The sequence below is a fragment of the Paenibacillus sp. BK033 genome, assembly GCF_004345425.1.
Classification (GTDB): domain Bacteria; phylum Bacillota; class Bacilli; order Paenibacillales; family Paenibacillaceae; genus Pristimantibacillus.
This window is the reverse complement of sequence record NZ_SLVP01000004.1, coordinates 382,449-407,799: the sequence shown is the minus strand read 5'-3', so window position 1 is coordinate 407,799 and position 25,351 is coordinate 382,449. Positions and strand designations below refer to the sequence as shown.

Annotated in this window: 26 protein-coding genes and 1 riboswitch; of the genes, 7 read left to right on the top strand and 19 right to left on the bottom strand. The window is 52.9% G+C overall.

Annotated features, from left to right (window positions below; genetic code table 11):
- Positions 1-44: 44 nt before the first annotated feature.
- Positions 45-2,405: an S-layer homology domain-containing protein gene (locus tag EV294_RS16730; RefSeq protein WP_165930705.1), complete on the bottom strand. Its 2,361-nt coding sequence runs from the start codon at positions 2,403-2,405 to the stop codon at positions 45-47.
- A gap of 156 nt (positions 2,406-2,561) precedes the next feature.
- Between EV294_RS16730 and EV294_RS30315 the strand changes: the two genes are divergently transcribed.
- Complete coding sequence (locus EV294_RS30315) at positions 2,562-2,918, top strand: hypothetical protein (RefSeq protein WP_165930704.1); 357 nt, start codon at positions 2,562-2,564, stop codon at positions 2,916-2,918.
- A gap of 91 nt (positions 2,919-3,009) precedes the next feature.
- Here the strand turns inward: EV294_RS30315 and trxA are convergent, their stop codons facing one another.
- The 3 genes from trxA to EV294_RS16710 form a co-directional block, all read right to left on the bottom strand.
- Entirely contained in the window at positions 3,010-3,321 is a 312-nt protein-coding gene (trxA, locus tag EV294_RS16720; protein ID WP_015847398.1) for a thioredoxin, read from the bottom strand.
- Between the two features lie 64 nt (positions 3,322-3,385).
- Positions 3,386-3,811: an RrF2 family transcriptional regulator gene (locus EV294_RS16715; RefSeq protein WP_015847399.1), complete on the bottom strand. Its 426-nt coding sequence runs from the start codon at positions 3,809-3,811 to the stop codon at positions 3,386-3,388.
- 133 nt (positions 3,812-3,944) lie between these two features.
- On the bottom strand, positions 3,945-4,724 hold the full coding sequence (locus EV294_RS16710; RefSeq protein ID WP_132308969.1) for an aldo/keto reductase: 780 nt from the start codon (positions 4,722-4,724) through the stop codon (positions 3,945-3,947).
- A gap of 246 nt (positions 4,725-4,970) precedes the next feature.
- Here EV294_RS16710 and EV294_RS16705 point away from each other — a divergent pair, with 246 nt between their 5' ends.
- The 3 genes from EV294_RS16705 to EV294_RS16695 all read left to right on the top strand — a co-directional run bounded on the left by EV294_RS16705 (position 4,971) and on the right by EV294_RS16695 (position 6,192).
- Positions 4,971-5,180 carry a hypothetical protein gene (locus EV294_RS16705; RefSeq protein ID WP_132308724.1) on the top strand — a complete coding sequence of 70 codons (210 nt, stop codon included), beginning with the start codon at positions 4,971-4,973 and terminating at the stop codon, positions 5,178-5,180.
- A gap of 162 nt (positions 5,181-5,342) precedes the next feature.
- Positions 5,343-5,445, top strand: a riboswitch (guanidine-I (ykkC/yxkD leader).
- Between the two features lie 79 nt (positions 5,446-5,524).
- Positions 5,525-5,881, top strand: coding sequence for a DMT family transporter (locus EV294_RS16700; RefSeq protein ID WP_132308722.1), 357 nt, complete (start codon positions 5,525-5,527; stop codon positions 5,879-5,881).
- Positions 5,878-6,192: a DMT family transporter gene (locus EV294_RS16695; protein WP_132308720.1), complete on the top strand. Its 315-nt coding sequence runs from the start codon at positions 5,878-5,880 to the stop codon at positions 6,190-6,192. The genes EV294_RS16700 and EV294_RS16695 overlap by 4 nt, the downstream gene beginning before the upstream one ends.
- A gap of 116 nt (positions 6,193-6,308) precedes the next feature.
- Here EV294_RS16695 and EV294_RS16690 read toward each other — a convergent pair whose 3' ends face one another.
- The 7 genes from EV294_RS16690 to EV294_RS16660 form a co-directional block, all read right to left on the bottom strand.
- On the bottom strand, positions 6,309-7,988 hold the full coding sequence (locus EV294_RS16690; protein WP_132308718.1) for a ribonuclease J: 1,680 nt from the start codon (positions 7,986-7,988) through the stop codon (positions 6,309-6,311).
- Positions 7,989-8,202: 214 nt separating this feature from the next.
- The gene (locus tag EV294_RS16685; RefSeq protein WP_132308716.1) at positions 8,203-8,634 is read right to left on the bottom strand and encodes a hypothetical protein; all 432 of its coding nucleotides are present in this window, start codon (positions 8,632-8,634) and stop codon (positions 8,203-8,205) included.
- Complete coding sequence (hisC, locus tag EV294_RS16680) at positions 8,634-9,698, bottom strand: histidinol-phosphate transaminase (RefSeq protein WP_132308714.1); 1,065 nt, start codon at positions 9,696-9,698, stop codon at positions 8,634-8,636. The genes EV294_RS16685 and hisC overlap by 1 nt, the downstream gene beginning before the upstream one ends.
- An 80-nt stretch (positions 9,699-9,778) precedes the next feature.
- Positions 9,779-10,279: a GNAT family N-acetyltransferase gene (locus EV294_RS16675; RefSeq protein WP_132308712.1), complete on the bottom strand. Its 501-nt coding sequence runs from the start codon at positions 10,277-10,279 to the stop codon at positions 9,779-9,781.
- Between the two features lie 222 nt (positions 10,280-10,501).
- On the bottom strand, positions 10,502-10,909 hold the full coding sequence (locus EV294_RS16670) for an RDD family protein (protein ID WP_132308710.1): 408 nt from the start codon (positions 10,907-10,909) through the stop codon (positions 10,502-10,504).
- A gap of 229 nt (positions 10,910-11,138) precedes the next feature.
- Positions 11,139-12,800, bottom strand: a complete 1,662-nt coding sequence (locus EV294_RS16665) for a glutamine--tRNA ligase/YqeY domain fusion protein (protein WP_132308967.1) — start codon at positions 12,798-12,800, stop codon at positions 11,139-11,141.
- 102 nt (positions 12,801-12,902) lie between these two features.
- Positions 12,903-14,264, bottom strand: a complete 1,362-nt coding sequence (locus EV294_RS16660) for a sodium-dependent transporter (RefSeq protein ID WP_132308708.1) — start codon at positions 14,262-14,264, stop codon at positions 12,903-12,905.
- A 152-nt stretch (positions 14,265-14,416) separates the two neighbouring features.
- On the opposite strand from EV294_RS16660, the gene EV294_RS16655 reads away from it, so the two are divergent.
- A complete protein-coding gene (locus EV294_RS16655) occupies positions 14,417-14,677 on the top strand; it encodes a hypothetical protein (protein WP_132308706.1) in 261 nt (86 codons plus the stop codon).
- Between the two features lie 7 nt (positions 14,678-14,684).
- Positions 14,685-15,437 carry a glycosyltransferase gene (locus EV294_RS16650; protein WP_132308704.1) on the top strand — a complete coding sequence of 251 codons (753 nt, stop codon included), beginning with the start codon at positions 14,685-14,687 and terminating at the stop codon, positions 15,435-15,437.
- Positions 15,438-15,825: 388 nt separating this feature from the next.
- On the opposite strand, the gene EV294_RS16645 is transcribed toward EV294_RS16650, so the two are convergent.
- The 7 genes from EV294_RS16645 to cls all read right to left on the bottom strand — a co-directional run bounded on the left by EV294_RS16645 (position 15,826) and on the right by cls (position 22,856).
- Complete coding sequence (locus tag EV294_RS16645) at positions 15,826-16,371, bottom strand: glutathione peroxidase (protein ID WP_132308702.1); 546 nt, start codon at positions 16,369-16,371, stop codon at positions 15,826-15,828.
- 191 nt (positions 16,372-16,562) lie between these two features.
- Positions 16,563-17,048 carry a CcdC family protein gene (locus tag EV294_RS16640; protein WP_132308700.1) on the bottom strand — a complete coding sequence of 162 codons (486 nt, stop codon included), beginning with the start codon at positions 17,046-17,048 and terminating at the stop codon, positions 16,563-16,565.
- Between the two features lie 109 nt (positions 17,049-17,157).
- Entirely contained in the window at positions 17,158-18,138 is a 981-nt protein-coding gene (locus EV294_RS16635; RefSeq protein ID WP_132308698.1) for an aldo/keto reductase, read from the bottom strand.
- 103 nt (positions 18,139-18,241) lie between these two features.
- Entirely contained in the window at positions 18,242-19,678 is a 1,437-nt protein-coding gene (locus EV294_RS16630) for a catalase (RefSeq protein ID WP_132308696.1), read from the bottom strand.
- Between the two features lie 139 nt (positions 19,679-19,817).
- Positions 19,818-20,585, bottom strand: coding sequence for a winged helix-turn-helix domain-containing protein (locus EV294_RS16625; protein WP_165930703.1), 768 nt, complete (start codon positions 20,583-20,585; stop codon positions 19,818-19,820).
- Positions 20,570-20,956 (bottom strand): Fur family transcriptional regulator, encoded by a 387-nt coding sequence (locus EV294_RS16620; RefSeq protein WP_132308692.1) that lies wholly within the window; start codon positions 20,954-20,956, stop codon positions 20,570-20,572. Before EV294_RS16620 ends, EV294_RS16625 begins: the two co-directional genes overlap by 16 nt.
- 451 nt (positions 20,957-21,407) lie before the next feature.
- Positions 21,408-22,856, bottom strand: a complete 1,449-nt coding sequence (gene cls / locus EV294_RS16615; RefSeq protein ID WP_132308690.1) for a cardiolipin synthase — start codon at positions 22,854-22,856, stop codon at positions 21,408-21,410.
- Positions 22,857-23,010: 154 nt separating this feature from the next.
- Here cls and EV294_RS16610 point away from each other — a divergent pair, with 154 nt between their 5' ends.
- Positions 23,011-24,327, top strand: coding sequence for a deoxyguanosinetriphosphate triphosphohydrolase family protein (locus EV294_RS16610; RefSeq protein WP_132308688.1), 1,317 nt, complete (start codon positions 23,011-23,013; stop codon positions 24,325-24,327).
- Here the strand turns inward: EV294_RS16610 and EV294_RS16605 are convergent, their stop codons facing one another.
- A complete protein-coding gene (locus EV294_RS16605; protein WP_132308686.1) occupies positions 24,328-25,293 on the bottom strand; it encodes a nucleoside hydrolase in 966 nt (321 codons plus the stop codon).
- Positions 25,294-25,351: the final 58 nt, after the last annotated feature.

Sequence of the window (25,351 nt, the reverse complement as noted above, 5' to 3'; positions counted from 1 at the left end):
TGCCGCGGCAGCGAACCAAACGGGGGCTTCTTATTGGCCTTGCTTTAATTGCGCAGCGGCGCCTCCTGAAGCTCCGCCCTTGTCTGCAGGAAGCGGAAGAAGGCTGCCGAGGCTTCGGCTCTCGACACCTGCTTCGCCGGCTGGAAGTTGCCGCCCGACAGCGTCATGATTTTGAGACCGACAACAATCGCCGCCTGGCCCTTCTTCTCCGTCTTGTCCGCATCCTTGAAGCTGACGTTGAACAGATTATCGTAATTGGCGAGGGAGTTGTACCCAAGCGCGCGGACAATCAGCTCCGCCATCTCTTCGCGGTCCACCTTGCCGTCCGGATTAAACGAGCCGTCGCCGATGTCGATCAGATTTTGCTGCAGCGCGCTTTCGACGTATGCGTAATATTGGTTTTTCGTGCCGACATCGGCAAACGATGCGGACGCCGAAGAATCGGCGGAACCCTCGTACAATACCGGCGGGCGACCGCTGTTCATGGCCAGTACAAGCATTTTGATCAGCTCGCCGCGGGTCACGATTTCGTTCGGACGGACCTTGCCGTCCTTCACGTCAAGCGCTTTGTAAGCCACCATCAACTCCAGCTGGCGCTGTGCCCAGTGCCCGTCAATATCGGTAGCCTTCGGCTTCTCCAGCTGGGTAACGTCTCCGGTCTCGCGGTTTTTCCAATTGCCCGATTCTGCATCCAGGAAGATGGATTCATCCAGCTGGCGGGGAACTAACCGGTAGATCAGCTGGGCATCGGTGTTGGATTCCACATCCGTTGGCTTGATCTCGCCCGAGGCCAGCATCAATTTATATTTCTCCACCGGAATCGGCTGGCCCTGATACACATAATTTTGCGTCAAATAATAAGTCAGCTCCGTCCGGTAGTAGGTCATCCACTTCTCGATGGCTTGCGCCGGCGTAATGACTTTAGGCGCCGTTTCCGGGTATTTATACGGGTTGATGCCCGCATCGTAGCTGCGCACCGCGCCCGTATTCGAGTCAATGGATACGTTCACGTTATCGTAATCGGCCGTTGCGCCGTTAATCTTGTGAACGAAGCTGAAATAATACGTATCGATATACGGCACTTTATCCGGATCGTACTGCGACTTATCGCGCTTTACGATATACAGCTCATCGGCCGCCCAAGGGAGCTGTTTTCTCACCGCTTCAATGGCTTTGGCTTCCGCCTGGTCATAGGACAGGGCAGGCTTCGCGCCGACATTCTGGTTGTTCGGATAGGAATAGAAGCTGCTGATAAATCCTGTCCGGCTGTTTATTAATGCCGAAGCGGAACCAATGGTGTCCTTCCCGTTCTTCAGTTCCCATTCGAGTCTCCAGCTTGCAACCGTCGCACCGGTGGCATCATCCGCGTTCTCGTAATAGCTGGCGCCGCCGTACACCGCGTTTGAAGGAATAGGGAAGGCGGCCAGCACGGCTTGCTTCGCCTGCTCTTCGGTCAGATTCACCGCTCCGGGAGCCTCGCCCAGCGGTTTATCCGCTACCGGCGTTCCCGATACCTGACCGGGACCGATGTATCCGCTCTGAACCTCTTTGCCGGTCACCGCATCAATCGCAAAAGCCCCCATATCGTAGCTCAGCATCGGCTTGCTTGACCCCTGCGGATTATAAGGAATAATGTAGCGCAGCTCCGGCTTCGCCTGTTCCATGAGTTTTTTCTTTGCTTCATCGGCCGTAAGCTTGGCATCGACTTTCGGAAACTGGATTGTATCATCCCATTGCAGATTGTAACGCAAAACATGCCCATCGCTGTCGACATCCAGTTCAATATAGTTATCCACGTATGGGATATCATTGACAACACGGTCAAATCTCAGCGAATGGCGCACTTCTCCGGTCAGAGGAGGCAGCTGCTGCGCCCCGTATTCCGGATTGAATTTCACTTGATCCTTGTAGGTTGGCGCTACCTCCGACAAGAAGGAATAAGCAATTTTCTGCGCGGCCTCCCGTTCGACCTTGAGCGGGTAAGTAGGCTTGGCGCTTGGATTGTCTAGGTAGGTGCCGTAATCAAGAAGCTGACCGGTATCCGCATTCAGCCTTACATGGATGCTGCCCTTGTTTTTGCCGTTGACCTTGTACACGAAATCGAGACTCCATACGCTGCGTTTGCCGCCAGCCAGCGTATCGGACGAAAGCGAAGCCCCCTGCAGCGCGTATTCCTTCGGGATGCTTACCGTCTGCCGGGCGAGCGATTCCGCTTTTTCCTTCGTTACCTTCACATTAACGGGAGCAACCGCGCTTCCGTCCGATCCGGCAGCATCTCCCGATGCCGATACGGCCGAAGCTGCCGGTTTGTCAGCGCTTTCGGCAAAAGCCGCGGCTGGAAGACTGCTCGTCAGCATAACCGCCGTTGCCAGCGCAACCAGCTTCTTGCGATGATTCATCACCATAACGAACCTCCTATGCTTTTCCATTCTTGTTAATCAGCTAAATAGACGCGGCAGCTTCGCCGGAAGTTGCGTCCCAACCCAATATTTTCATGTTATCCATTCCACGAAAAAACAAGCGGAGCTTATCGCTCCGCTTGTCCAGTAGACTCTATGCGCATGAATGCCGCTATCCGTTATTTCAACTCTCCAGCCGGACAGACTTCTGCTCCCTGCCTCCTAGCGGCAGCCAAGCGCGGCCAGATTGTTATAGCCGGTTTGCAGGCATTCGAACTGCTCCACAAGCAGGTACTTGGCGTTCGTCTGCTCAAGCGTCTTCAGAATGGCCGGCTACTTCAGCGGCATCACGACGCTTTGCGGGATTTTGCTGCCGCCAAATCGATTGCACCAATCCTTGCGTATTTAAACGAACGGATCGCCGAGAACGTTACGCTGGGCGAGCTGTCCGCCAAGTTTTTTATCAGCAAGCACCATTTGTTACCGCGCATACAAAAAGTTGGTCGCGCGCCTTCCTGAAGAGGCGCCTTGCCGCATTGAGAAGACGAAAAAAAGCCAGAAACCTGCGTTATGCGCAGATCCCTGGCTTTTCATGCTATTTAGCCAATTCTTACAGTTGGCCGGAGATTTTTGCTTTCAGAGCGTCTTTGCTTTGTACGCCTACCATTTTGTCAACGGGTTGACCGTCTTTGAACAGGATCAGCGTAGGAATGCTCATTACGCCGAATTGGGAAGCCAATTCCGGCTCTTCGTCAACGTTGATTTTCGCGATTGTAGCTTGGCCTTCCAGTTCAGTTGCGAGCTCTTCCACGATAGGGAGCTGCATTTTGCAAGGTCCGCACCAAGGTGCCCAGAAGTCTACCAGAGAAACGCCGTTTTCCACGCTAGTTGCAAAGTTATCTTTTGTCAATGCTACTGCCATTGTCAATCATCCTCTCCAAAATAATATGATAAGGGAACTCCGCCACGTACCGTCTTATTGTAGCCTAATCGCAACCACAAGCATGAATCTGCTTCAGTACATCGGAAATCGTGATGCCGCTGAAGTAGCCTTCCAGCTGCTTCTCGGCTGTACAGAAGATCCCGAACATCACCTGGTTCATATTCGAGCCAACGACGCAATCCATGCCCGGATCACCCGAGCACCAGCTCGGGATAAACGAGCCCTGCGCCATGACGCGGTATACATCGCCAAGCGTAACGACATCTGGATCAATTGTAAGCCTGTAGCCGCCTCCAGCGCCTTCTCGTGTATCGACAAAGCCGCTTTTGCGCAATCCGCTCATGACTTTGCGGACGCGCGCGGAGTGCGTGCCTACGTTGTCGGCGATCATCTCACTGCTTGCCATCCGCTCGGGCAGATAGGCTAAATAAACGAGACTGTGTACGGCAATCGTAAATTCGCTGTTCAATGTGAACGGCCTCCCTGTTTAGTACTGTAATAATATCAATTACAGTTAACAATGTCAATAGCAAGGCCGCCCGATTTCCGACACAGTCATAGGGTGCGACGGCGGCATCCCCCTTATTCGCAATGCTTGTTGGTTAGAAATTGAAATTCATGGGGTCCGATCCATAGCGGCGGCCGATATTGAGGCCGTTGATCTTCTCCACCTCTTCGGCGGTCAGCTCGAAGTCGAATATATCCGCGTTCTCGATAATTCGGCTCTTCGTAACCGATTTCGGAATGGTGACGACGCCGCATTGCAAATCCCAGCGCAATATAACCTGCGCGGCCGATTTGCCGTGAGCTTGTCCGATCTCCTGCAGAAGAGGGACATCGAGATTGCCCTGAAGCAGCGGACTCCAAGCTTCAAGCTGAATGCCCCGCTCCTTGCAATAGCTTTGCAGCTCAGGTTGAGTCAGATAAGGCTGGAACTCCACCTGGTTCACCGCAGGCACCACCTCGCAGCTGCCAAGCAGATCGTCCAAATGAGGAATCAGGAAGTTGCTGACGCCAATCGCCCGCACATGCCCTTCCTTGTACAGCTTCTCCAAAGCGCGATAAGTATCCTTGTATTTACCGGCCACCGGCCAGTGAACGAGATACAAATCGATAACGTCCAGCTTCAGCTTGCGGCGGCTTTCCTCGAAGGCCTTCAGCGTGCTCTCGAAGCCTTGGCTGCTGTTCCATACCTTTGTCGTAACGAACAGCTCCTCACGCTTTAGACCGCTTGCGGCAATCGCGTTGCCTACGCCCTCTTCATTACCGTAGATCGCCGCCGTATCGATGCTGCGGTAGCCTGCCTCAAGGGCATCCGTAACCGCTTGCTCAACCTCTGCGCCTTCCTTTGTTTTGAATACGCCAAAACCAAGCCAAGGCATCCGAATTCCGTTGTTCAATTCCGTGGTTTGCGTAATGGATGTAAATTTGCTCACAACTCTTCTCCTCCCTCATTCTAAAATGCTGCTTCTCAGCTCCCCTATTTTACCATTGATCTTCCGCCATGAACAATGAAGGCGCTAACGATAAATTAGCGGGATGTTCCCAACAAACCTGTCATGATGATGGGAGAGGCGAATACATATGTACGGAATGGCGAATCAGCAGGCGAAGGAGGTGTGTTAGGGATGGTGCTGTGGTGGAACCGATGGACTGCCTTCCGGACTGAAGCCGGATCCCGGGCTGATGAAATCGACAGGCTTCATGCGTATTTCAAAACAAACGGGTTAAAATCAAAGGTTACCCTGGATGGCTCCTTGAAACGGCTTCATGTACGCAGCAACGATGAAGCACGCGCCAAGGAGCTTGCGGCTTCATTCGACGCCGAGCATTCCTGATAAGCTTTTGATTCAGCCGTAATCCGCAGTTTCATGTTGGCGGTGCCTGCACCGGAAGCGAGCTCAGTCCTGGCGCGACTGAAAGCTCCCTCCGCGTGGGTACCGCCATTTTTTATCCGTTTCCTGACCTTGATCTTCTGAAGGAAGTGTGTATAATACGGGTTAGTGGTTTTCTAGGGTTCCGCTAAGCGAGTTGCTTGGGTCTGGTCCGAGGGAAAACGCACAGCGATAGCTGTGATCACGGAAGGATAAAAACCTGGGAGTCGCCTGCGCCAGCAGTGTACTCCCGGGTTTTATTTTTGTCTTTTTAAATATTACATCACGTGTAAGGGGGAAGGATTTTCATGAAAAAGCAATGGTTGCAAGTGTATGTTGCTGCCGTATTTGAAGTCATGTGGGTCACCGGGCTCAAGCATGCGGACCATGTCTGGAGCTGGACGGGGACGTTTATTGCGATTGCGCTCAGCTTCGCCCTGCTTATCAAAGCAAGCGGCGAGCTTCCTGTCGGCACGGTATATGCGGTTTTTGTAGGATTAGGCACAACCGGTACGGTTATTTCGGAATCCGTCTTTTTTGGGCATCCGCTTCATGCGGCTAAATTGTTGTTTATCGCCCTTCTTTTAATTGGCATTATCGGTCTGAAGCTTATTACGCCGGAGCACGCCAATGCGGGCGAGAAGAAAGGAGCATCCACCAAATGAACTGGTTGGCATTAATCTGCGCGGGTCTGTTCGAAATGCTGGGCGTCGTTATGATGAACAAGGTCAACGCGAAGAAAAGCGTAAAAAACATTGCACTCCTGCTAATTGGCTTCGGCATGAGCTTTGCCTGCCTGTCCTTTGCCATGCAAACTCTCGAGATGAGTATCGCTTACGCGATTTGGACGGGTATCGGCGCTACCGGCGGGGCGGTTCTAGGCATGGTTCTGTACGGCGAGCCGAAAACCATGCTCCGGATCTTCTTCATCACCCTCATTATCGGATCCGTTGTTGGCCTCAAGCTGGCAGCCTAATGGCGGCAAGAACGCAGCAGGGGGCTGTCCCAATAGCTTAATCAGCTAACGGGACAGCCCCTTTAGTGTGTATATCGGCTCACTAAACAAAAAGAAGTGGACTGGTTAGGTGCCGATTACACTTCCATGATGATAGGAAGGATCATCGGCTTTCTTTTCGTTTGTTCATATAAGAATCGTCCAAGCGCGTCTTTTACGTTTGATTTAAGTGTTGTCCATTGGTTTACGTTATCGCTGATGGATTTCGTAATCGTTCTTGTCACAATTCTGCCTGCTTCCTCAAGCAGTCCTTCCGACTCCCGTACATAGACGAAGCCGCGGGAGATAATATCCGGTCCCGACTTAATCGTCTTGTCCTGCTTGCTGATAGTTACGACAACAACAAGAATGCCGTCCTGGGACAGGTGCTTGCGGTCACGAAGTACGATATTGCCAACGTCTCCGATACCAAGTCCGTCGATATACGTATTGCCAGCCGGCACTTTGCCGGATTTGCGTGCATCGCCGTTTACGATTTCTACGATTTCACCGTTATCCACGATGAAGGTATTGCCTTGCTCGACGCCAACGGCTTCAGCCAGCTTCTTGTGATGGAGCTGCATCCGGTATTCCCCGTGAATCGGAATGAAATACTTGGGAGCCATCAATTGAAGCATCAGCTTCAGCTCTTCCTGGCTGCCGTGGCCGGATACGTGCATGCCTGTTTGCGTGCCGGAGCCGTAAATCACATTCGCGCCGAGGCGGAACAGCTCGTCCACCGTACGTCCGATGCTGCGTTCGTTACCCGGAATTGGCGTTGCCGAAATAATAACCGTATCGCCTTCCAGAATTTCCACCTGACGGTGATTCGAACGGGCCATCCGCGTAAGAGCGGACATGGGCTCGCCTTGGCTGCCTGTGCAAAGAATAACGACTTGATTATCCGCATAGCGGTTCACTTCGTTCGTCTCGATCAGCATGCCGTCCGGGATATCGAGATAGCCCAGCTCCGAAGCAATGGTAATCATGTTGACCATACTGCGTCCGATAATCGCCAGCTTCCGTCCCGATGCCGCCGCTGCATCCACAACCTGCTGCAGACGGTGCACGTTCGAGGCGAAGGTAGAGACGATCACGCGGCGTTCCGCCTTGCGGAAAGCATCAATGAAGTTCGCGCCGACGATCCGTTCCGATGGCGTAAAGCCTGGACGTTCGGCATTTGTGCTCTCCGATAGCAAAGCGAGGACGCCTTTCTTCCCAATCTCGGCCATCCGGTGAATATCCGCATGATAGTCGCCTACCGGGGTTTGATCGAACTTGAAGTCGCCCGTATGGACAACGACGCCTTCCGGCGTATCCAATACGATGCCGAGGGAGTCCGGAATACTGTGGTTCGTCTTGAAGAATGACGCCTTCATCGTTCCCAGCTTGATCTCCGAATCGGAATGAATCAGATGCCGTTCCGTCGAACCGAGAAGTCCGGCTTCCTTCAGTTTCCCTTCGATCAATCCCATTGTGAGACGGCTAGCATAGACGGGCATGCTTAGCTGCTTCAGAATGTACGGCAGGCCGCCGATGTGATCCTCATGGCCGTGCGTGATGAGCAAGGCTCTTACCTTGTCCTTGTTCTCGATGAGGTACGTAATGTCCGGCACGATGATGTCGATGCCGAGAAGCTCCTCATCCGGGAATTTGGAACCGCAATCAATTACAATAATGTCGTTCGCGTATTGTACCGCGTACATGTTCTTGCCAATTTCGCCTACGCCGCCCAAGGCAAAAATGGATAGTTTCTTTTCTGTTTTATGGTTATTCAAAATAATCCTCCTATTTATAAGACTGACGACGATTGTTATACATCAAACTTAAAAATCCGAACCAGTCACTTGCCACCATTATAGCACGAAAAAATAACAAAATGGAAATAGGCTTATTTAGCCTTTTTCTGAATAGAAGACAGTGCAGGTATTCTCTGCACTATGCTTGTATTTCACCCGCAAAACGTATGCCGCCCTTCCAAGAAAGGTGCAGCTATTTTAGCTGGTCCCCGCTGAACTTCCTCCAAGCCGCAATCGCCGCGTTCACGGTTAATCCAAGCGCCACGCCAAGCACGACCGCTGCCAAATTCAGTCCGTGAATGAACAATAGCAGCATGCCTGCGCCGTAATCATCCTCGGGAATCGGAAAAACCGCACCCATCAGATAACCGGTAATCATTAGCATCGGCACCCAAATAACAGGGATAAACAAAGCAAAATACCAATATTTACGGCGGAACAGTCCTATAACAGGCAACGCATATACTGCCGAGGTTATTGCAAAAACGATATACGCCTCATCTATAGCGGCACTATAGCGATAGGCCAGTTGAAAAAAAGTATTCCCGATTACCGCATAAATAACGCTCAAGAGAACAACGAAAAATGCAGCCCGCTGATAGCCTGGTTTTGCCTGCGGCTTCATTATCCCTTAATGATCTCCCTGAGTGCCTCTGCAAAAGCCGCCATCTCTTCGTCGGTGCCAACCGTAACGCGCAAATATTGGTCAATCCGGGGCTGTTTGAAATACCGGACAAGCACGCCTCGTTCGCGCAGCTGCTGGAACAGAAACTCTGCCGCATGCTCCGGATGGGAGATGAAGACAAAGTTCGCCGCCGAGTCGGTCACGATAAAGCCCAGCTCTTTCAATTCCTTCGTCACCGCTTCGCGTGTCGCGATTACCTTTGCCGTGGTCTCCCGGAAATAAGCCTCGTCCTCAAACGCCGCTACCGCGCCAGCAAGCGCAAGACGGTCCAGCGTATAAGAATTGAACGAATTTTTAACGCGGTTCAGCCCGTCGATCAGCTCTTCGCTGCCCAGCGCCCAGCCTACCCGCAGACCCGCAAGCGAGCGGGACTTCGAAAGCGTCTGTACGACAAGCAGATTCGGATATTCGTTCACCAGCTTTGCCGCCGACTCGCCTCCGAAATCGATATACGCCTCGTCGATCAGGACAACCTGATCGGGGTTTCTCGCGAGCAAAGCGCGAATATCGTCAAGCGAGATCAGCATTGCCGTGGGCGCATTCGGGTTCGGAATAACAATGCCTCCGGTATCCCGGCGGCCGAATTCGTCGAGCGGCAGCTCGAACTGCTCGCCAAGCGGAATTATGTCGGCCTTCAGCTGGAAGAACTCCGCGTACACCTTATAGAAGCTGTATGTAATGTCCGCGAACGCGACCGGTTTGGCCGGATTAAAGAAAGCCGCAAAAGCGAAGGCGAGTACTTCGTCGGAACCGTTGCCTACAAATACTTGATTCGGGGCAACCTCGAAATATCCGGCGATTCTCCGGACAAGCGCATCGCAGGTGGGATCGGGATAAAGCCTTAAATCGTCGTTTGTCACCGACCGGATGGCCTCCAGCACTTGAGGCGAAGGCGGGTACGGGTTTTCGTTGGTGTTCAGCTTAATGTATTTTTTGTCCTTCGGCTGCTCCCCAGGAACGTAAGGAACTAAAGAAGCCGTAAGCGGACTCCAAAACTTACTCAATGTTCATTCTCCCCTGTCGTCTTATCATCCTATTGCTCCAGCATAAATCATTTGGCAGGAATAACCAAATTCAGCCGTTATTAAAGCTTGCGTCCGACAATAATCAAGTCCCGCTCCACCCCGTCGAGCTCGGCTACCTTCGGCAGGTTCGCCCACTCTTCGAAGCCGAATTTCCGGAGCAGGGCAAGGCTAGGCTCATTATGGCCAAATACAAACCCGAGCAGCGTGCGAAGACCAAGTCCCGGGCTGGCTTCAAGCGCCTTCTGAATCAGGAACGAGCCGATACCGCGCGCGCGGTAATCCTGATCGATATAAATGCTGATCTCGGCCGTCGCGTTGTAAGCCGGGCGTCCGTAGAACGACTGGAAACTCAGCCATGCGATTATTTTTCCGTCTTCCTCCAGCACCCATAACGGGCGAAAATCCGGTGAATGCTCGTCATACCATCTCATTCTGCTCTCCACCGATACGGGCTCCAGATCAGCCGTTACCTGGCGGGATGCGATAGTAGAGTTGTATATATCGACGATGCGGGGCAGATCCTCTACCCCTGCATCTCGGATCGTAAAATCATTGATCATAAATAGTTCTCTCCTTGACCTCATGTTTCCTTTATTTGATTGTACAGCCTGTACGATTTTTGCGCACGTGTAAATAATTTAACCGTCTCCTCCCCTTAAAAAACGCACCAAAAACCCTGCCTCCCCGCAGTTAAGGCGCCTTAGGAGCCTTATCCGGCGCTTCAAGGGCAAAAACAAAGGCACTTAAGGTCCCCAGAGGGCCTTAAGTGCCTGCTTAACCGTTTACTCATCCCCGTCGTGAACCACAATGGTGCCCGCTATAAAATCGTGAATGGCGCGTTTGTCCTCCCTCATGCCAACCATAAACGCGCTGACAACCGCGGCAATGCCAATGGTAACGGCATAGACAAGCCCGCCCACGACATTGCGCAGCAGCATCGTGCCGATGCCCGGCGGCCGGCCGTCCAGGCGGCGGATCTGAATGCCGCAAATCTTTTTCCCGATCGTATAGCCGTTCCAAATAACGGGAATAAGCAAGGAGTACAGGAAGGAAATAATGTTCGTAAACGAATTCTCCCTCTCGCCCGAAATGATAAAGGCCAGAATGGTAAGCGGAATGCCGATAATGAGGCCGTCCAAAATATTGGCGCCTAACCGTCTCCAGAATCCTGCCCGGTAATAATTATCCATGTTGTTCCTCCCTATTTTTCTCTTTCTCTAATGGCTTTTGCGCTTTCTTTAGCCTATTACCGCCTGTTTGGGCTTATGACTCCCGCTTAAAGCCCCGGTGTTTACTTGAAAGTTCGCCATAATTCTACAATTCCCTTTTCTTTTTCCATTTTTTAATAGAATTCCTCTTCTATTGCGACAAAAAAGCCAGGCTGTCTTGTGCGGACAACCCGGCTAGAAATACGTTTATTTAAGCTTTGGACGGATCAAACGAGCTCTTCAGGGAAACGATCCGGTTGAACACCAGCTTCTCTCCCGTCGAATCCTTCGGATCCACGTTGAAATAGCCGTGGCGGAAGAACTGGAACTTGTCATGGCCCTTCGCGTCCTTCATGTTCGGCTCTACAAAGCCGTGAAGCACTTGCTCGTTGTTTGGGTTGATGCATTCGAGGAACGGCTTGCCTTCCTCTTCCGCTTCATTCGTAATAAGCGGCTCGTACAGCCGGAAATCGGCAGGCACGGCTTGCGAGGCTTCCACCCAGTGGATGGTGCCTTTTACTTTGCGGGCGTTAAAGCCCGAACCGCTCTTCGTTGCCGGATCATACGTACAGCGCAGCTCGATCACATTGCCGTCCGCATCCTTGATGACTTCCTGGCACGTAATGAAGTAGGCATGCTTCAGACGCACTTCGTTGCCGGGGAACAGGCGGAAGTACTTGGCCGGAGGATTCTCCATGAAATCGTCCTGCTCGATATAGATTTCGCGGGAGAACGGAATTTGGCGCGTGCCCATTTCCTCGTTCTCGGCATTGTTCTCCGCTTCAAGCATCTCGACCTGACCTTCCGGATAGTTCGTAATAACAACCTTCAGCGGCTGCAATACGGCCATCGTGCGAAGCGCCTTCAGCTTCAGGTCTTCCCGGATAAAATGCTCCAGCATCCGCTCATCCACGGTGCTGTTTGCTTTCGCCACGCCAATCTCACGGCAGAACGCGCGGATCGCTTCCGGCGTATAGCCCTTGCGGCGCAGACCGCTGATCGTTGGCATGCGAGGGTCATCCCAAGCGGTTACGACGCCTTCGTCCACAAGAAGCTTCAGCTTTCTCTTGCTCATCACGGTGTTCGTAATGTTCAGACGGGCGAACTCGTATTGCTTCGGAACGTCAACCATCTCGCATTCCGCAACTACCCAGTCATAGAGCGGACGGTGGTCCGCAAATTCGAGCGTGCAGATCGAATGCGTGATGCCTTCAATGGCGTCGCTGATCGGATGCGCGTAGTCGTACATCGGGTAGATGCACCACGCGTCTCCCGTGCGGTGATGATGCGCATGAGCAATCCGGTACAGAACCGGGTCGCGGAAATTGATGTTCGGCGAAGCCATATCGATCTTCGCGCGCAGCACCTTCTCGCCGTCCTTGAATTCGCCGGCCCGCATTCGAGCGAACAGATCGAGATTCTCTTCCACGCTGCGGTCCCGGTAAGGGCTGTCTTGCCCCGGCTGCGTCAGTGTACCGCGCGTCTCGCGGATTTGCTCGGCATTCAGGTCGCAGACGTAAGCTTTCCCTTTGCGGATCAATAGAACGGCGCGGTTGTACAGTTCTTCGAAATAGTCGGATGCGAAGCGAAGATCATCCCAGTCAAAGCCGAGCCAGCGCACGTCTTCCTTAATCGACTCTACGTATTCCGTGTCTTCCTTTACCGGATTCGTATCGTCGAAGCGCAGATTTGTCCGTCCTTTGAATTCATCGGCAAGCTCGAAGTTCAGGCAGATCGACTTGGCATGTCCGATGTGCAAATATCCGTTAGGCTCCGGCGGAAAGCGGGTCACGATATCCTGCACGTGGCCTTCTTTCAAATCTTCGACGACGATGTTCTTGATAAAGTTAGAGGATGATACCTTATTCTCCACTGTGTTTTCCACGGCGACCAACCTTTCCCGTAAATAATTATCTTCCTATCATACACAAATTTACGAGAAAATACACTGTCTGCTGCCGCCGCGAACCACCCTCTAAAATAAAAAATTCAAGGCTCCGGTCGAGTAGAGCAGAACCAGCACGACCAGGATCGGCGCAATAAAGCGCACCATAAACAGCCATATGCGGAACCATGCCGCCGTAAGGCCGGCGTCCTCGGCCGCGTTTTTCCATACCCAGCCGACAAAGATCGTAACAATCAAACCGCCAAGCGGCAGCAGAATGTTGGAGCAGATGAAGTCCATCCAGTCAAAAAACGTCTTATCGCCAAACTGCAGACCGCCGACTGCCCCGCCTACCGATACCGCGGAAGGGATGCCGACGAGAAAGACAAGCAAAGTAATGACAATAACCGAGAGGCTTCTGCTCCATCCGAACTTTTCTCTTACATAAGCTACCGGTACCTCAAGCAAGCCGACCGTCGACGTTAAAGCCGCGAAAGCAAGCAATACAAAGAACAAACCGCCAAAGAGGCTGCCAAACGGCATTGCGGCAAAAGCGGCCGGCAGCGCCACGAACACCAGCCCCGCTCCTTGCGAAGGCTCTATTCCGTAGGCAAATGACGTGGGGAAAATAATAAGTCCCGCCAGGAAAGCATACAGCAAGTCCCCAAGACCGATCGCAATCGTCGCGACGCCCAGCGATTGTCTTCTGTCCACGTAAGCGCCGTACGTAATCATCGTCCCCATGCCAAGCGACAGCGAGAAGAACGCATGTCCAAGCGCAACAAGAGCCGACTCGGCCGAAAGCTTGCTGAAGTCCGGATTGAGAAAGAACTTCACCCCTTCTCCGGCGCCGCCAAGCGTCAAGGCCCGGACAACCAGCGCAAGAAGCAAAATAACGAGGCCCGGAATCAGAACCTTGTTGAATTTTTCAATGCCGCCGGATACGCCTTTAATAATGACGGCCGCGGTAAGCACCATCGCGAGAAGCTGCCACCATACAGGCTGCCAGCTGCCGATAAAGGCTCCGAATTGCCCGCCGTAATCGGTGCTGTTGAATAAATGCCCGGTAAACGACTGCACGGCATAGTACATCGTCCAGCCCGCAACGACGGAATAGAAGGATAATATTAAAAACGGGGCGATAACCATAAGAAAACCAATGGCTCCCCAGCCTTTTTGGCGGGTCAGCCGGTTAAAGGACGTCGATACGCTCCCCCTGCCGCCTTTGCCGATCGTAAGCTCGGCCATAAGGACGGGCAGTCCCACCGCGAGCAGACAAATAATGAACAGGAGGAAAAATGCCGCTCCGCCGTATTTGCCTGTAATGTACGGGAATTTCCACATGTTGCCGAGGCCCACGGCACTTCCGATCGCAGCGAATATAAAGCCGGATTTGGAGAACTGATCTCCCCCGTTCGGCTTCGAGCCTTCCCCTTGTTTGTGTCCAACCATCTTGCAACCTACCTCTTTCCTTGTGTCTTTACTTGATGTAGTCAATGCCTATTATTTACTCCCAGTTCTAGAAAAAAACCGGAATGGTTATCGTACTATTTTTCATACGTTCATACAAGAACCAAAAGAGCGGAACGGATAGTGATCGCGCCATGGAAGCGCAACCGATTATCGTCTTCCCTCCCGGCGGCAGGCGCGGAATTCCGTCCGGCGTTCGGGGCTGGCTGGAGGAGTTAGCCGCGAAGAGAAAGCTTCTCGCATTAGCGGACGATGCTCCGAGCGGAATCGAGGCCATCCACTGCTTTCTGGCGGCCGGCGGGCATAGGCAGGAGGAACTGAACGGCTTGATTGAGCTGGCCGTGAGGGATGGCGTTGCGAGGGAGCTGACACCGGATATAAGGAAAGGAGGCTGACTAAAGAATGGCCAGCGGTCTCGGAAAAGACGGAAGAAAAAAAACGGGCAACAAATTGACCGCCATCATGCAGGTCCGCAACGAAGCCGGACGTTATCTGGAAGCGGCCCTTGCGGATTTGTCCGGCTTTGTAGACGAGATTGTCATCGTGGACGACGGGAGCACGGACGATACGCCGGAGCTCGCCGCATCGTTCGAGAAGGTGGTGAAGCTTGTACGGAATAAGGATTCGCTGTTTCATAAAGAATGGTTGCTGCGCGAGCAGCTGTGGCGGACGGCGGAAGAAACCTCGCCGGATTGGCTGCTGGCCGTGGATGCGGATGAATTTTACGAGGATAGCGCGAAGGCGGCCATGAGGGAGCTTATTAATCAGGATGATTACGATACCGTCTCCTTCCGGATGTACGATTTCTGGGACTCGGTCACCCACTACCGCGAGGACGATTGGTGGAATCTCCATAAGCGGCCTATGATGACGCTTGTCCGTTACCTGCCCGGCTATCATTATGCCTATCCGAAGCGGGCGCATCACGCCACCCGGCTTCCTTTTACCTACAACGCTTTGCCGGGCCTCGATACCGGCCTTCGGATCAAGCATTACGGCTGGGCGGGAAGCGCCGAGGAACGGCGGGCGAAATACGACCGTTATATGAAGCTGGACCCTCAGGGACAATGGGGCAGTCTCGGCCGCTACGCTTCCATACTGGATCCGAATCCAAGACTGGTCCGCTGGCAGGAGAGGGAGCGCCGCGATGAATAGGCCCAAGGCAAAACCGAATCCCGTGAGCTTTCGAGCGGATGGCGGAATCCGCGAAAAGCCCGCTTATCTATGCCGCTGCTTCTGGCATACAATCCTGAGATTGATTTATTAAGATGCGTGTAAGCGCAATATCCTGCAGAACATGCATCATAATTGCAGTAACTGGGCTATAAGAACAAATTACACTGTAATTACCTGCAATGGAATGCAAAAGAGCTTACAAGCTGTATAGCGGACCGTCCACATCCAGCATGAAGGTATCCTGCTCCGTCTCCCGGAAACGGACAAGCTGCTCATGATTTTCTCCCTGATAACGTGAAATCAACAGCAAAAAAGCCCCTGCGGCCTTATGCGGGCAGCATGAGCTTTTCATTATCGCCGTATTGGATTACAGCAGTTTTTGAATATCTTCGACCATATTCAGCGGCTCGTCCGTCGATTCGAACCGTTTGATTACATTGCCCTCGCGGTCAATGAGGAACTTCGTGAAGTTCCATTTCACGTCATTGCCCTCCAGGTAATGAGGCAGCTTCTCCGACAGGAAAGCATGAAGCATCTTGCCGCTTGGCTCCGAGGTATCAAAGCCGTGGAACGGCGCTTGCTCCGTCAAATATTTGAACAAAGGATGAGCCGTTTCTTCACGGACATCCGTCTTCGCAAACAGCGGGAAGGTTACGCCGTAGTTGATCTGGCAGAATTCCTGCACATCCGAGTTCGAACCAGGCTCCTGCTCGCCGAACTGATTGCTTGGGAAGCCCAGAATTTCGAGTCCTTGATCCTTGTATTGCTCGTATACCTTCTGCAGATCGGAATACTGAGGCGTAAAGCCGCATTTGCTCGCCGTATTTACGATGACCAGCACCTTGCCCTTGTAATCCTCCAGGCTGACGTGCTGCCCTCTAATTGTATCCGCTTCAAATGAATAAACGCTCATAATGAATCCTCCTCTTACCAAATGATTTTGTTAAATTAAATTGTATACAATTTATATCATACTGCGGTACTCCGTGTCAAACGCTGAATAGCTGTTATACGAACAAACATAAATAGGAGGAACCTTCCGTCTTATTGCCCTTGTTCCTTGTGATCAAAAAATAGGACGTGCCCCATGGCACGCCCCTTTCGTTACATTTCGGCTCTTTGCAAACGCATATAATCGCCAACCATGGCGAAACGCCACGGGAGAATCATCCCAAACGCGAGCAGGTAGAACAAGGCACCGGTCTGCGGGATCGACATATATTGCTCGACTACGCTGTGCAGCGCAAGCCGGATTGCCAGCAAGGTCAGCATGATAAAGATAAACGCCTTGGAACGGCGGACGAATATATCGGATTCGACTCTCTCGAGACGCGTTGTGACGATAAGAGGAAACGAAAAGATCAGCATCCCCGTGCCAAACGCCGATAACCCCCACAGCCAGTGGATATGGGTTACGGGAAAAGCAAACATGATAAAGCCCGTCGACATGCCAAGCGGCGGGGCGATAATTTTGCGCAGGTTCGTTGGCTGTTTGCCCGCCCGCATGCGAAGAACGATAAGCGTCAGACCGGCACAAACCGAAAAAACGATGGACGCCACTTGAATGAGATGCGTATGCGCAGATAGCATCGTTATCTATCCTCATTTCAAAATAGGTTAACTACACCCATCGTACTGCAAAATTTTAAACAGTGCAAACCCTCCGAAGCCCGCAAGTTTTGCCTTCCGGACAATCCGATTAATAGGACCCGCGGATAAACGGATGAACCTGTTCCTCGTAGAAAGCCGCAAGCCGTTCCCGCTCGTCCGCCGTAAAAGAAGGCACGTCTAGAGCCGCCAGATTGTCTTCCACCTGACGAACGTTGCGGAAGCCCGGAATCACGCAAGTAACGGCTTCATGATCAAGCAGCCAGCGCAGCGAAGCGCGCGTCATATTGCCGCGGCCTTCCGCAATCCAGCGCAGCTGGTCAGCCAGCTCGACGCCTTTGGCAAAGCCTAGACCGGCGAAGGTTTCGCCCACGTTAAACGCTTCTCCGTTCTCGTTAAAGCGGCGGTGGTCATCCGCCTCGAAGGTGGACGAGGCCGTGAACTTACCCGTCAGAAGACCGCTGGCAAGCGGCAGCCGGACCAGGATGCCGACGCCGCGGCGATGCGCTTCATTCAGCAGCTCAAGCGGCTTCTGGCGGAAAATATTATAGATGACCTGGAGCGCGCGCACGTTCGGCTGCTCCAGGCAGAAGAGACCTTCCTCCACCGACTCCACGCTTACGCCGTAATGACGGATCTTGCCCTCCTGCTGCAGCTTGTCCAGCACCTCGAACACGCTTCCATTCTTCAGGATCGGCATCGGCGGGCAATGGATCTGGTACAGATCGATCCGCTCGCGCTCCAGACGCTTCAGGCTTGCTTCGCAATAAGCGCGGACCGAAGCTTCCGAATAAGTCGCCGGATCGTGAATATCTCCCGCGCGGCAAAACTTCGTAGCGATATGGATCTCGTCCTCGCGGCCTTTGGTTGCCTGAGCTAGCAGCCTCTCGCTATGACCGTCGCCGTACACATCGGCCGTATCAAAGAAGTTGACGCCTTTATCGATGGCTGCTTCAAGCGCCAAGAGGGACTCTTTATCGTTGACGTTGCCCCAGGCACCGCCAATCGCCCATGTTCCGAAGCTGATCTCGCTTACTTTCAATTCCGATGAACCTAACCCGCGATATTGCATCTTCTCACCTCGTTATGTAATCGGTTACGAGAATAGTGTAACAAAAAAACGGCCGGAGCCCAATCGTCATTCGATCGGCTTCGGCCGCTTAACTTTTCTATGATTAACGCTGGTGCTGCATGTATGCGCTGATATCTACGCCAAGCCCCTTCGAAAGGCGGATGCCAAGCTCCGCGTTAGCGCGGAAGAAGTTGCATACGGCACGCAGCTGGATATTTTCGCTTGTTTGCTTCAGGTCGTTCACCAAATTGCTTACCAGATTCTCTCGCCGCTCCAAGGGCAGCGACAGATATCGCTCCCCGGCCTGCGTGAAATCATCGGTCTTGTCGATCTTCTGACGCCCTGCGGAGCCATGCAAAAGCGCATAGCTGTCCTTGTACTCAGGCGCTTCCCGCGGGCTGGTGGGCGAGCTGTTTGGCTCATAGTTGACCGCCTGCGGATCGGCCTTCATCGTCATCGCGCCATCGCGTTGATGGTTACGAACCGGCGCGTATGGACAATTGACCGGAATGTGCAGGTAATTCGCGCCGAGACGGTAGCGCTGCGCATCCGGGTACGAGAACAGGCGGCCTTGAAGCAGCTTATCTTCCGAAGGCTCGATGCCGGGCACAAGGGCGCCCGGAGAAAAGGCAGACTGCTCGACTTCGGCAAAATAATTGTCCGGATTGCGGTTCAGCTGCATCGTGCCAACAAGCTGCAGCGGATACATATCCTCCGGCCAGATCTTAGTGGGATCCAGCGGATCGAAGGAATAACGGTCCAGATGCTCCGGCGGCATCAGCTGCACATGCAGATCCCATTCCGGATAACGGCCCAGCTCGATGGAATCGTGCAAATCCCGGGTGGCGTGACTAAAGTCTTTGCCTTGCGTCTCGCCGGCTTCGGCGGCCGTGAAGTTGCGTACTCCCTGCTTCGACGTGACGTTCCCTTGTTCGTTGATCCACTTGAACGCATGAACGCCAAAGCCGTCCATTTCCCGGTAGGAAGCGGGCGTTCCATCATCCGAAAAGAGCCAGGTGAGCATACGGGTCGATTCCGGAGACAACGTCATGAAATCCCAATAACGCTCCGGCTCTTGAATATTCGTGCGGGGAGAAGGCTTAAGCGAGTGCACCATATCCGGAAATTTGATCGCATCGCGGATGAAGAAGACCGGCAAATGGTTGCCGACGATATCCAGATTGCCTTCCTCCGTGTAGAATTTCACGGCAAAACCGCGCGGGTCGCGCGCCGTCTCCGGCGAACCCGTTCCGTGGATCACGGTGGAGAACCGGACGAATACATCCGTTTCCTTCCCCGCTTCCCGCAGGAACGCCGCCTTCGTATGCGCGCTCATGCTGTTTGCAACCCGGAATACGCCATGCGCGCCAGCCCCGCGCGCATGCACCACGCGTTCCGGAATGCGCTCCCGGTCGAAATGGGCGATCTTCTCGATCAGATGGTAATCCTCCAGCAGGGCCGGGCCGTGCTGTCCGGCTGTTCTGGAGTTTTGATTATCCCCTACTGGCGTGCCTTGATTAGTCGTTAAACGGTTGATCATATCGGTACCTCCGGATTATTTATATTTAGACTTGATCTAAATCTTATAATCCTATTGTAAGGTTACCGATCAACCCTGTCATGAACGTTAAATGAAAAGCTGATGAAGAACGGATGAAGACGAAACCTGACTCGCCCTCTTAATTGCTGCGTTCTTCTACAAGCCGGTAGCCGACTCCGCGCACGGTCGCGATATAATGAGGCGCTACCGCGCTGTCCTTCAGCTTGCGGCGGAGCGTCTTGATATGCACGTCCACGACGTTGCTTCCCCCGAAATACTGGCTTCCCCATACCGCGTCAAACATCGCTTCGCGCGTTAGTACCGCTCCGCCAGAGGTCAAAAACATCAGAAGAAGGTCATATTCCGTCTTGGTCAGCTCAATCCGCTCGACACCGCGGAACACCGCCATTTTCTTCAGATCGACGGTCAGGTCCTTGAAGCGGTAGCTGGACAGTTCGGGAGCCTTCCATTCGCCGAGCATCCGGTTGATCCGGTTAAGGGCTTCCTGCGGATTCGAAGGCCATGCGAGCAGCTCGGCATTTTTCGGAATAGACGCTGCCATCACCCGGGCATCCTCGTGAACCAGATACAGAAGCGAGGCGCCGTTAATAGGAGAGGTTTGCCTCATCGCCGCATGAAGGGCATCTACGGCATCCGGAATAAGCGGATGCGGGGTCGCGTCGTAAATGATCAGCTCCGGCTGCAGGCTGCTGACGAATGCCTTGTTCAAGTCGTGGAGCGTGAACAGATCGAAGCATTCCGCCGTGAGTAGATGCAGAAGGCTGTTCATCCGTTCGGGAAAAGGACTTACCGTCATAATCCGTTTGGTCAGGGAACAAGCCTTCCCCTCAATCGACTCGCCGGATGGCTGCCCCTCCATACGGTTGTCTTCTACTTGCTGGCGCATAATTCGCATACCCCCTCTAATACAACATGTGCGTCCTGAACCTTAAACTTCGTTTCCGCGGCGATTTTCTTCAGCCATTCCTCGGGCAGCTCGGTCAACACTTCCTCTACGCGGCCGCACTCCTTGCACACAATATGATGGTGATCGTCCATTCTGGCATCATATCGGCTGACGGCCTCGCCTAGCTTAAGCTCCCGGATCAGACCGGCATCGGTCAAATAACGGAGCGAATTGTATACCGTTCCGTACGCGAAGCTGATGCCCTTGTCGCGTAATCTCTCAATAATATCCGCCGCCGTCGGGTGATCATGGGACGCCTGGATCGCTTCGAGAATCGTTTTGCGCTGCACGGTTAAATTTATCTTGGTCATCCTTAATCATTCCTTCAATGCAAGTTAATTTAGACTAAGTATAAATCTAAATAAAAGGAAGATCAACCGCGACTCTCTGCCTGTATGCGCCATTTTTCCGTCCTAGAACAAGTAGCCAAACTTTACGAAAAATAATTATCAGAATATTTACAAAATTTAAATAATAGTTTATGATAGACCTACACCAAACGAAAGGGGATAGACCATTGAAGTAGGTTAGCGAAGCGTGTCCTCACTATTTCCGGGAAGGAGATATCGCAAGGTAAACCGGACATGCGGGAACTCAAATTCGTCTCTTGTCGCAAGGATCCGACTCATACTTATCCGAAGCAAAATTAAGGCAACGCAAGTTGTAGAATGGAGCGTTACGAAATTGAATAATTGCGATTCAGAAAGGTAAAGGGATTCCGGTTATCATTGATAAGCGGAATCCCTTTTTTCGTGCGTATTTTTATAGAATCGGCGATAACAGCCGGGCGATGGACTCCTTGAACTTGTTCATCAGCGGCCGCTTCAAATAATCCTGGAAGGTCAGCTCGTGGCAATCCTGGAGGTCAAGCTCAAACAGTCTCTCGAGCTCGCCTGCCGTGGCGCTGTCATAGATAAAAGCATTCATCTCGAAGTTCAGCTTAAAGCTGCGGTTATCGATATTGGCCGTACCGACGGAAGCAAGCTGACCGTCAATGACAAGCGTCTTCGCGTGCAGAAAGCCCCGTTCGTAAATGTAGCATTTGCCGCCCGCGGCAAGCAGTTCGTTCAAATACGAATGGGTCGCCCAGTACACGAAGAAATGATCGGGCTTGCCCGGCAGCATGACCTTCACTTCGATTCCCGACATAGCGGCCGTCTTAAGCGCGGTCATCAGACTCTCGTCCGGGACAAAATAAGGCGTCTGCAGACAGATGCTTTTTCTCGCGAAATAAATCATCTTGATGTATGCGTCCTTAATCTGCTGGGATTCCGAATCCGGCCCGCTTGCCACGACCTGCATGCCGATCGTGCCCACGGCCTGGAAGTGGCGCGGGAAGTAATGATAATCAAGGTCCACCATGCCCGAGGAGGCCAGATTCCAGTCCATCAGGAACTGCGCCTGCATCTGCAGAACGGTCCGTCCCTCCAGCCGCAGATGCGTATCCCGCCATTCGCCGAAATACTTGTCGCGGCCCATGTACTCGTCCCCGATATTAAAGCCTCCGATATAGCCGATCCGCCCGTCCACGATAACAAGCTTGCGGTGATTCCGGAAATTGATCTTGAGATTCAAATAAGGAATCCGGGAAGGGAAAAAAGCTGCCGCCTGCCCGCCGGCTTCCCGCAGCTCCTTGAAAAATTTCCGCGGAAGGCCCTTGCTGCCGATATGGTCATACAGAAACCGGACCTGTACCCCTTGCCTGGCTTTTTCCACCAACGCTTGAATCAGGCGGTTGCCAAGCTTATCGTCGCGCACAATGTAATAGACAAGGTGAATATGATGTTGTGCGGACTCGATATCGCGCAGCAGCGCGTCGAACTTGCTTTTCCCCGTTGTAAAGATCTGCACCGCATTGTTCTGCGTATACAAGGAATAGCTGCCCACCAGATTCATGTGAATCATGCTCTGATAGTTAATGGTAGCGGGATCGTTAAAAATAATATGCCGCTCCTCCAATTGAAGCTTCTGAGCTTCAATGGAGTCCTCAATAATACGCTGGCTTTCGAGCAGCATCTTGTTCAGCTTCCGTTTGCGCAGTCGCTGTCCGAGAATAAGATAGAGCACGAATCCGACCCCTGGCAGGAAATAAAGCACCATCAGCCAGGCCCACGTCGACCTTGCATCCTTTCGCTCGAGGAAAATAACGGTCAGTGCCAGCAATATATTCAAGACGATAAAGACCGTTGAAATATCCTGTAAGACATTCATAGCTAGACGAGCCCCTCAATATATGGATAAAAACGTTAACTAGAGCATACCTCAAGCAGGAAAGATGTTCAAACCTTACACAAACATTCTTATTAAGAATCAAATATGTTACAATTTTCAGAAAAAAAGTGCGGGCGGCATAGGAGGAAGAACCATGGATTTACGCAAATTTCGATTAGACGAACCAGCGCTCGGCACATTCAGCGAAGAACGCGACGAATACGAACGGGATTACGCAAGGCTTATTCAATCCCCCGCTTTCCGGCGGCTCCAGGGTAAATCCCAAGTGTTTGGCGCCGGATCGGGCGATTATTACCGAACGAGATTAACCCATTCCCTCGAGGTATCGCAGATCGCGCGCGAAGTGGCGAGACGCCTGGGGACGCAGTACCCTTTTCTGAGCAAAAAAGAGCATCCCGGCCTCATCATGGATCCATCCGTCGTGGAAATCGCGGCGCTTGCCCATGACCTCGGGCATCCGCCGTTTGGCCATAAAGGCGAAGAGGTGTTGAACCGCCTATTGCTGGAGGAGCATGGCCTCGCGTACGAGGGCAACGCGCAAAACTTCCGCATTCTCATGTTTCTGGAGAAACGCGCCGGCAGCGGCAGCGGCCTGGATCTGACGGCAGCCGTGCTGCTTGCGGTTAACAAATACCCTTATTCCCTGGACGAACCGGGCAGGCTGAAGGGGCTGTACAGCTCCGAATGGCATGCCATTCACCATATCCGCCAGCAATGGGCGATGCCTGCAGGCTGTTCCACGCTGGAAGCTCAATTGATGGATTTATGCGATGACATCGCTTATTCCACTCATGATATTGAAGACGGCATCCGCGCCGGCAAAATACAAATGAACCGCACGTTTTTCGAGGATCAGCGGCTGATCGACAATCTGGTGCAGGAAATCGTAGAGGATCAAGGCAACATGGACGTAGGCTGGGATCAGGTGGATATTCCGGCGATGGTGAAGCGCGTGCTCGCTGCTTATCTGCAGCAATGGGAAGAGCTGTATGCCCTGTACGATCATGAATCGTCCAGAACGCGCAGAGAGATGAAAGCCCGGTGGGTCAGCGTCTTTGCCGGGCGTGTAGGGATTATCGAGGATCCGGCAAGAGGCTGGAAGAAGGTGACGTTCGTGCTGGAAGGCCAGCAGGATATCGACCTGCTGCGCACGATGGAGATATTGAAGAAGCTGGCGTGGGTAACGCTGATTAAGGATTTCCGCGTACAGCGGCTGCAAATGCGCAGCGAAATCATGATCCGCCGTCTGTGGGACAGCTTCATGAGGCCCGAGCAAGGCCGCCTGATTCTGCCGCCGGACTGGGTGGCAAGCTTCGAGCAGCACAAGCACAATTGGACCTGGGCCCGCTTTATCGCGGACTATATTTCCGGCATGACCGATGCGTACGCGGAGAAGGTCTATGCCGAGCTGTACGCGAGTAAATCCGGTTCGATTTACGAAATGGATTAACTATTCCGCGGGATTCAGAACGGCGTTCTGCGACAGCGACGTAATGTAATCGAAGAACCGTTCCGGCTCCACGTCATAAACAAGGCTCACCGGCCGTCCATCCGCCGTCTCGACTGTTCGGCCTTGGCTTGGGCCGTCAGCGATAACCGCGCTGTGGACGGTCTTCATTTCGACCAGGCTTGGATCCCCTGCGACCGCTGTCGTCAGAACATCCCACAAGTAATAAGTGGAATTGGTTTCCATATAGACAAGAGGCGGACAAGCGGCATAACATTGCCCCACGAAGTCCAGTCCGGCATGCCTCCGGAGCGATGCCCAGCGGTTGCGCACCGGCACGGTAAGGGGCACTTTATTCGTGCTCTCCAGCGCTACGAGCTCTATCTTGATTCCGCTGCTCCATACGCGGCCAACCGCTTCGGGATCCCAGAAGGCGTTCCATTCCGCCGTACCGTCATGCTCCGGCTCCTGAACGTTTCCTTTTTCGTTAAAGGTACCGCCCATCCAGACGAGCTTGCCGATCTTCTTCTCGATCTCCGGCGCTTCGTCAAGCGCTCTCGCCAAGTCCGTGAGCGGACCGGTGAACAGCAGAGTTACCGGCTCATCGGACGCGAGAAGCCGCTGAATCATATGCTTATGGGCAGGCACTTCCGCCTCGCGCGTATGGATAACGCCAGGTTCGTTCAGAATCGGCAGCGCGTCCACAAAAAACGTATGCATCCGCCATTCCGCCGGAAACGGGTTGCGTCCTCTCGAATTCGAGCGGGCAACCTCAACTTTGCCGCTTGTTCCCGGCGCTCCAAAGCGGTCAATGATTTTGCGGCTTGCCGCCATCCCCGGCTCCAAATATCCGTCGGCCGGAATTACCGATACCCCGATCAGCTCGACATCCTTCATCTGCAGAACGAGAAACAACGATACAAGATCGTCAACCCCCGCGTCATGATTAAAATACAGCTTGTTTCCCATTGTTGTTCCATCCTTTCATAAGTATAAAACGGGTTTGCGTTTGTCCATCCTAAGAAAG